Raw genomic sequence first — 7,894 nt, 5'->3', positions numbered from 1 at the left:
CTCCGACTTCGCCCCCCCCGCTCCTCCCCCCCCCCCCCACCCCCCCCCACCCCCCCCCCCCTCCCCCCCCCCCCCCCCCCCCCCCCCCGCCTCAGCCATTCCCGTCCGGCTCGTCGAACCTCCGCCTCCACCACCGCATGGAGCCCGCCAGTGTCCCGCAGACCGAGACCCCTTCGCTTCGCCGCATCCCTGGCGTTGAGCATGACGCTTCTGACCAGCTGCTCCGTCATCGGAGCCGGCAGTGACACCTCGGACACCGAGGTGTCCGTCAGGGCCAACATCACCGACAAGGCTTCGATGCAGGCCGTCGTCGCGGCCTTCCACCGAGTCCGTCCCGGCATCCACGTCATCGTCAGTTACGCCGACACCAACACCCTGCAGAAGGAGCTTCCGCAGCAGCTTCGGGCAGGCAAGGCGCCGGACGTCTTCACCGTCTGGCCCGGCAGCGGCAACCCTGCCTCCGTCCTGGCCTTGAAAGAGGACGACTTCCTGGAAGCACTCAGCCTGCGCTTCTTCGCCGGCCGGATACCGGACAGCATGCGGCCGGTCACCGACGGCGGCGTCGGTACGTACCTGGTACCCGTCACCTTCAGTGCTGTCGGCGCGATCTACTCGGCGGAAACGCTCAAGGCCATCGGCGGAACCCGGCCCACCACCTACAGCGCCCTCCTCGCCCTGTGCGACACCGCCCGCCGGCACGGGAAGGTGCTCTTCGCGCTGGGCAACCAGACCCCGTGGGTCACCCAGCTCGTCGACTACGCACTGGTCGCCACCACGGTGTACGCCCACGACCCCGGCTTCGACACGCAGATGGAGTCCGGCAAGGAGAGCTTCGCCCGGTCGGGATGGCGCCAAGCCATGACCAAGTACCTGGAGATGCGCGATCGTGGCTGCTTCAGCACTGCTCCGCTCAAAACCAGTTACGAGGACGCCCTCGACCAAGTGGCCGACGGGCGAGCAGTGGGAGTGGTCCAGGTCGCCGGCACTCTCGCCGCTCTGCGTGCCGCGGCCCCAGGAATGCACTTCCGGATGACGGCCCTGCCGGCCACGGATCAGCCGAACGAAACCCGGATGCCCGGCGCCGTCTCCGCTGCCTACGGGCTCAACGCCAAGGCCCCCCACCGCAAAGCGGCACTTGCGTTCGTGGACTTCCTGGGATCAGTACGGGGCCAGAACCTGTACAACCGGTCCGGAGCGACGCTGCCCGCGCTGCCCAGCAACTCCTTCTCCGTCGATCCCGCCGTCGCGGAGGTGGCACGGCGGCAGAAGGACGGAACGACGGTACCGTTCATGGATCAGCGATGGCCCAACTCAGAGGTGCAGCAGACACACTTCGAGCAGGTGCGTGCCCTCTTCGCAGGCACCACGGACATCGCTCACGCACTGGCTGCCATGGACCGTGCGTACGAGTAGACGCAGAGACGGACACCGCCCCCGGCTGGGAGACCAGCAGAACGGTTCGCCATGCACACACCCCATCAGGAGTCGGTGCTGTCCAGGGCAGCCCGCATTCTCGAAGCGTTCAGCCAGGACGAGCCGGCGCTGACGGTCTCCGAGATCGCCCGTCGAACCGGCCTGCACGTGGCCACGGTCTCTCGCCTCGTGGCCGAGCTCGTGGCGCACGGTTTCCTGAGCCGGGACTCCGACCGCAAAGTACGCATCGGCGTGCGGCTGTGGGAGCTGGTAACCCGCGCTTCCCCCACCCTCTCCCTGCGTGATCACGCAATGCCGTTCATGGAAGGCGTCCACGACGTCGTCGGCCACCACGTGCAGATCGGCGTCCTCGACGGCGACGACGTGCTCTTCCTCGAACGGCTCTCGGCACCACAGGCGGTGATCAACTACACCCGGATCGCAGGGCGGCTTCCTCTGTACGCCTCCTCCAGCGGTCTGGTGCTCCTCGCCCACGGCCCCAGTGACCTCAAGCAAAGGATCCTGGACAGCCCGCTGACCGCGTACACACCGGCCACACCGGCCACACCGGCACAACTGCGCGCGACCTTGGCCGAGATCCGGCAGCAGGGTTATGCGTACTGCCCCGGCTACGTCCACGCGGAGGCCCTGGGCGTAGCCGCGCCCGTCCGCGGTGCGGACGGCACGGTGATCGCGGCGCTGTCGGTCATCGTGCCCAATGAGGCCGGCGCCCAGGCCGTGGTCCCCGTCGTACGGACCGCCGCCCGGGGCATCTCCCGCGCGCTGGCCGGACGCGGGACACAGGACAGTCCATAGGCATGTGACGGCGATGCGACAGCCGCATGACATCTCCGCGAAGTCGGTCTCTCGCTGAATGAGAATGCCGTCGCGGTCCGACGGTGCCCGCGCGCATGCTTCCTGCATTCCACAGACGGGAGGCGACAACGTGGTCGTACACAACCTGCTGCCCACCGCTCCGCTGCAGCAGAACCTCTCCACCGTGACGTTGCAGGTGCAGGACAAGGACCCTGTCGCCGACGGCGTCGTGTCACTCACCCTCGCGCATCCCGACGGCACACGGCTGCCGGACTGGACGCCCGGCTCGCACATCGACCTCATCCTGCCGAGCGGAGTGACTCGCCAGTACTCCCTGTGCGGCGACCGATGGGACCCGTACACCTACCGCATCGCTGTCCTTCGCGAAGCCCCTGGCAGGGGCGGCTCCGCCTACGTCCATGATCAGCTCATGCCCGGGAACCTCGTGGAGGTCGGAGGTCCGCGCAACCACTTCCCCCTGGCGCCTGCCGAGCGGTACCTGTTCATCGCGGGCGGCATCGGCATCACCCCGCTGCTGCCGATGATGCATCAAGCCGACGTGACCGGAGCCGACTGGCAGCTGCTGTACGGAGGCCGCAGCCGGGTCTCCATGGCCTTCCTCGAGGAACTCACAGCCTCCTACGGCGATCGCGTACACATCAGCCCCCAGGACGAGGTCGGCCTGCTCGACCTGGAGGCCTGGCTGAGCGAACCAGACGCGGGAACCAAGGTGTACTGCTGCGGACCGGGTCCTTTGCTCGCCGCTGTCGAGGCAGCATCTTCCCAGTGGCCGCCGTACAGCCTGCGGACCGAGCGATTCACAGCCAAGGCCCTGACAGAGCCGGTGCACCGCGGACCCTTCGAGGTGGAACTGTGCCGCAGCGGGCGGACAGTGACCATCACCCCCGACGTCACCGTCCTTCAAGCCGTTCGGCAGGCAGGTGCCGACGTGCTGTCCTCCTGTGAGCACGGCACCTGTGGCACCTGCCTCACCCCGGTCGTGGAAGGTACCCCGGACCACCGGGACTCGGTGCTGGCCGAACACGAACGCGCCGCCAACGACTGCATGCTGCCCTGCGTTTCACGTTCCCGTTCGGCCCGCCTGGTCCTGGATCTCTGAGCCAAGACCCGCCCCTTCCCGAGCCGCACTTCGCTGGAGCCGCCATGTCCGAAGCACCCGCCGTTGCCGTCGAACCGCCCACGAGCGACGCCGACCCGTTCGCCACCGAACACCTCACGACGCCCGAACCCCTGCACCACACCCTTCGGGAAGCAGGTCCCGTCGTGCGGCTGTCCCGCTACGACGTCTACGCGCTCGCCCGATACCGCGACGTGCACGCGGCCCTCGTCGACTGGCAGACATTCCAGTCCGCCGCCGGCGTGGGACTGGCCAACTTCCGCCATTCGAAGCCCTGGCGGCCTCCGAGCCTGCTGCTGGAGGCCGACCCGCCGCACCACGACGCACCGCGCCGCGTCCTGCGCGAGATACTCGCCCCACCAGCACTGCGCCGACTGCGTGCGGCATGGCAGCCGATAGCCGACGACCTGGTCGACACCGTCCTGGCCACCCAGGGAACCGACTTCGACGCGTTCGAAGCCTTGGCCAAAGCATTCCCGCTGCGCGTCTTCCCAGACGCTGTGGGACTGGGACCCGACGGCCGCGACAACCTCCTGCCCTACAGCAACATGGCTTTTAATGCCTTCGGCCCCGTCAACGCCCTCGTGCAGGCAGACGCTGCCAGGGCCGCCGACCTGTCCGCCTGGGTGAACGCCCAGTGCGCCCGCCAAGCCCTCACCGATGACGGATTCGGCGCCCGTATCTGGGCCGCTGCCGACCGCGGCGACCTCACCCACGAGCAGGCACCGCTGGTCGTACGCTCCCTTCTCACCGCCGGCGTCGACACCACAGTGCATGGCCTGGCCGCCACCCTCTACGCCCTCGCCGGCCACCCCGGCGAATGGCAGCGGCTCCGCGAACGCCCCGACCTGGCCCGCGTGGCATTCGATGAGGCAGTGCGCTGGCAGTCACCCGTCCAGACCTTCTTCCGCACCGCCACGACCGACGTCGCGATCGCAGGATCCCTCATCCCCGAGGGATCCAAGATCCTCATGTTCCTCGGCGCGGCGAACCGCGACCCGGCCCGCTGGAACGACCCGGACCGCTACGACCTCACCCGCGATCCATCCGGACACGTCGGCTTCGGCATGGGCATCCACCAATGCGTAGGCCAGCACGTGGCCCGCCTGGAAGCCGAGGCACTCCTCACCGCCCTGGCCCGACGGGTGGAACGTATCGAGCTCGCAGGCGAACCGCGCCGGCATCTCAACAACACCCTGCGCTCCTTCGCAGCGCTCCCCGTACGCGTGCGTCCCGCGAGCTGACCACCGTCCGTCGGAAACCCGAGCCTCACTTTCCATACAGACAGTCGAGAGGATCCATCCATGCCTCAGCACGTACGCGGCGTCGTCGCCCGCGCCAAAGGCGAGCCGGTGCGCGTCGAGACGATCGTCGTGCCCGATCCAGGGCCGGGCGAGGCGGTGGTAAAAGTGCAGGCCTGCGGCGTCTGCCACACCGACCTGCACTACCGAGAAGGCGGCATCAACGACGACTTCCCGTTCCTTCTCGGACACGAGGCGGCGGGCATCGTGGAGTCGGTCGGCACCGGAGTCACCGACGTGGTGCCGGGCGACTTCGTCGTCCTGAACTGGCGGGCGGTCTGCGGCCGTTGTCGCGCATGCCGACGTGGACGCCCGCAGTACTGCTTCGATACGCGCAACGCGCGCCAGAAGATGACCCTCACCGACGGCACCGAATTGTCACCCGCCCTCGGTATTGGCGCCTTCGCCGAAAAGACCCTCGTCGCCGCCGGCCAGTGCACGAAGGTCGATCCGGCCGCCTCACCAGCCGCCGCCGGCCTGCTCGGCTGCGGGGTCATGGCAGGCATCGGTGCGGCGATCAACACAGGAGGAGTAGGCCGAGGCGACACCGTCGCTGTCATCGGCTGCGGAGGCGTCGGCAACGCAGCCGTCGTCGGCGCCCGGCTGGCCGGCGCCGCGAAGATCATCGCCGTGGACATCGACGACCTCAAGCTCGAGACAGCCCGGACGATGGGCGCCACGGACACCGTGAACGCGCGCGACACCGACCCGGTCGAGGCGATCCGCGAGCTGACCAGCGGATTCGGCGCCGACATCGTCATCGAAGCCGTCGGGCGGCCGGAGACCTACCGACAGGCGTTCTACGCCCGTGACCTGGCCGGCACCGTCGTCCTCGTGGGCGTCCCCACTCCCGACATGCAACTCGACCTGCCGCTACTGGACGTCTTCGGACGAGGCGGCACGCTCAAGTCCTCCTGGTACGGCGACTGCCTCCCGTCCCGCGACTTCCCCATGCTCATCGACCTCTACCTCCAAGGCCGCCTGGACCTCGACTCCTTCGTCACCGAGACGATCACCTTGGACCAGGTCGAAGACGCCTTCGCCCGCATGCACAAGGGCGATGTCCTCCGCTCGGTGGTGATCTGCTGATGACCGGGGTCCGCATCGAACGCCTCACAACCTCAGGCACCTTCAGCCTGGACGGCGGCCTCTGGGACGTCGAGAACAACGTCTGGATCGTCGGTGACGACCACGAGGCGATCGTGATCAACGCAGCCCCGGCGCTCGCCGAAGCCACCGGAGCTCCCATCCTCCTGCACCTGGACGACCGACTGCTGTGGAAGCACACCCATCCCGAGCACAGCCCTGACGGCTACCTGTCCCATGACCAGTGCATCGACGTCGCGGGGACGGAATTGCGGGTGGTACACACCCCCGGCCACACACCGGGATCGATCTGCCTGTACGCATCCACACTCAGCACTGTGTTCACCGGCGACACTCTGTTCGCGGGCGGTCCCGGAGCCACTGGGCGCTCGTACTCGGACTTTCCCACCATCATCCGCTCGATCCGCGACCGACTCCTCACCCTGCCGCCCGGCACGCAGGTCCACACCGGGCACGGCAGCGATACGAGCATCCGGACGGAAGCTCCCCATCTGGAGGATTGGATAGCCTCCGGTCACTGAACGGAGTCGGTGATGGAGTCGGCGCACTCGTCCTCGACCAGCTGCGGTGCGGACATACCTACGCCCAGCCTCATGAGTAGATGGCGGCACCCCTTGTGACCTGCGCTATACCAAAGTGCCAACTATCTCGCTGATTCCGGACCCCTGGTTACTGAAGCCGGTTGGCATCAGCGCAGGTTGCGAACGTCGCATGGTGCCAACTACCGAGCCTGGTCACATACAGCACCCGCCACGAGGACGGCAGGCCCGACACCAGCCGCACCATCACTGGTCTCGACATCAACGTCCTCAAGCCTGCGGAATCCCGCCCCCAGCTCCCCGCCGTCTCCCGCGACGACCGGCACACCGCCCTCGCCGAGCGCCGCCGTCACCGGATCCTGGCCCTGCTCGAGAAGGAGCCCACCCGTCTTTGGCGCCCGTGACATCGCCTCCCATTTCGGCGACATCACGATGGAGACCATGTATCGACAGCTTTCCAGATGGGCCGAAACCGGCCTCATCCACAAACTGGGCCCCGGCCTCTATGCCGCCACAGCATGGACCCCAACTCCCCTTGCGTGACCAGCGAAAATGCTAACCACCCGGCCTTGGGGTCACCTCACTTCTTCAGGAAACCGGTCTCGTCGACAACAAGAACGCCGTCGGCGCCGAGGCGTTCGGCGGCGTAGGCGCGCAGGTCGTCGCAGACGGCATCGGTGTCCCAGCGGGCGTATCGCAGCAGACGCTGCATCGGCCCGGGCCGCATACGGCCCGCTTGCTCGGCCAACTGCCAACAAATTTTCCGCTCGACGCCCGACAGCGGCCCGAGCAGGTACGCACGTGCCGCGGCCCGGGGCTCAACCCGCCTGAACCTGCCCGCAATCCGGGCCATGACCTCATCGAACATCGCCCGCCACCGGGCAGGGTCTACGCTGTGGCCCGCGGCCACAGCACGATCTTCAGGAGTCCATACAACCCCTGATGATCACGCGGTGGCCGTTCCTGCTGCGGGCGGGCAGCGTTCACTCGTCGTGGTACTCATCGTCGTCGCCCTGGACGCGCGCCCCCAGCACCCCAGCGATCTCCCGCATCTTCTTGAGAAGAAGTGCATCCGGGTTCTTCACCACGATGCTCCCGTTTCGCCGCCAGTCCAACCAGGCTCCGTGAGTGTCCCGTTCGGGGTGGGTGACCATCTGTGCCAGCCACTCGTGTCGGTACTCCAACACTACGTCTTGGCCTCGCGGAGAAGCCCGGGCCACCTGAACCATCTCCAGTTCCGGGTCGGCAGCGACCACCGCCGCCCACTCCTGCGTCGTGATCTGCTCGCCCTCGTCCTCCCACCACGGCGTACGTCTGGTGATGTGCACGTCATAACCCATGCCCGTCACAGTAGGGGGCGCCACTGACACCACCGACGCGATCACGAAGCCACACTGGAGTACTAGGCACTGTTTCTCGGATCATGTGCGGAGCCAGATGAGGAGGGCTGCGAGGGTGACGGTGCCTAGGTAGATGTAGGCGCGCTTCTCGTAGCGTGTGGCGACTGAGCGGAAGCCTTTCAGGCGGTTGATGGCTCGTTCGACTGTGTTGCGCTTCTTGTACCGCTCGCTGTCGAAGCC

8 protein-coding genes and 2 pseudogenes are annotated in these 7,894 nt (G+C 67.6%); 7 read left to right on the top strand and 3 right to left on the bottom strand.

The window, feature by feature from the left end; all coding sequences use genetic code 11:
• Positions 1 to 201: 201 nt before the first annotated feature.
• From ACZ6KY_RS17175 to ACZ6KY_RS17145, 7 genes are all read left to right on the top strand, one after another.
• Complete coding sequence (locus tag ACZ6KY_RS17175) at positions 202 to 1,413, top strand: ABC transporter substrate-binding protein (protein ID WP_469311098.1); 1,212 nt, start codon at positions 202 to 204, stop codon at positions 1,411 to 1,413.
• Between the two features lie 51 nt (positions 1,414 to 1,464).
• The gene (locus ACZ6KY_RS17170; protein WP_469311097.1) at positions 1,465 to 2,229 is read left to right on the top strand and encodes an IclR family transcriptional regulator; all 765 of its coding nucleotides are present in this window, start codon (positions 1,465 to 1,467) and stop codon (positions 2,227 to 2,229) included.
• 130 nt (positions 2,230 to 2,359) lie between these two features.
• On the top strand, positions 2,360 to 3,349 hold the full coding sequence (locus ACZ6KY_RS17165) for a PDR/VanB family oxidoreductase (protein WP_392181493.1): 990 nt from the start codon (positions 2,360 to 2,362) through the stop codon (positions 3,347 to 3,349).
• A gap of 44 nt (positions 3,350 to 3,393) precedes the next feature.
• The gene (locus ACZ6KY_RS17160) at positions 3,394 to 4,611 is read left to right on the top strand and encodes a cytochrome P450 (RefSeq protein WP_469311096.1); all 1,218 of its coding nucleotides are present in this window, start codon (positions 3,394 to 3,396) and stop codon (positions 4,609 to 4,611) included.
• Positions 4,612 to 4,671: 60 nt separating this feature from the next.
• The gene (locus ACZ6KY_RS17155; protein ID WP_469311095.1) at positions 4,672 to 5,757 is read left to right on the top strand and encodes an S-(hydroxymethyl)mycothiol dehydrogenase; all 1,086 of its coding nucleotides are present in this window, start codon (positions 4,672 to 4,674) and stop codon (positions 5,755 to 5,757) included.
• A complete protein-coding gene (locus tag ACZ6KY_RS17150; RefSeq protein ID WP_469311094.1) occupies positions 5,757 to 6,296 on the top strand; it encodes an MBL fold metallo-hydrolase in 540 nt (179 codons plus the stop codon). The genes ACZ6KY_RS17155 and ACZ6KY_RS17150 overlap by 1 nt, the downstream gene beginning before the upstream one ends.
• A 161-nt stretch (positions 6,297 to 6,457) precedes the next feature.
• A complete protein-coding gene (locus tag ACZ6KY_RS17145) occupies positions 6,458 to 6,718 on the top strand; it encodes a hypothetical protein (protein ID WP_469311093.1) in 261 nt (86 codons plus the stop codon).
• Positions 6,719 to 6,897: 179 nt separating this feature from the next.
• Here the strand turns inward: ACZ6KY_RS17145 and ACZ6KY_RS17140 are convergent.
• From ACZ6KY_RS17140 to ACZ6KY_RS17130, 3 genes and pseudogenes are all read right to left on the bottom strand, one after another.
• Positions 6,898 to 7,167, bottom strand: a pseudogene (locus ACZ6KY_RS17140) (transposase); the annotation flags it as partial.
• Between the two features lie 130 nt (positions 7,168 to 7,297).
• On the bottom strand, positions 7,298 to 7,654 hold the full coding sequence (locus ACZ6KY_RS17135; RefSeq protein WP_326789546.1) for a hypothetical protein: 357 nt from the start codon (positions 7,652 to 7,654) through the stop codon (positions 7,298 to 7,300).
• A gap of 81 nt (positions 7,655 to 7,735) precedes the next feature.
• A pseudogene (locus ACZ6KY_RS17130) lies at positions 7,736 to 7,894 on the bottom strand (IS5/IS1182 family transposase); the annotation flags it as partial.

The organism is Streptomyces sp. NPDC042002, assembly GCF_055588305.1.
The sequence above is the reverse complement of the archived record's forward strand: the minus strand, read 5'-3'. Positions and strand labels throughout refer to the sequence as shown.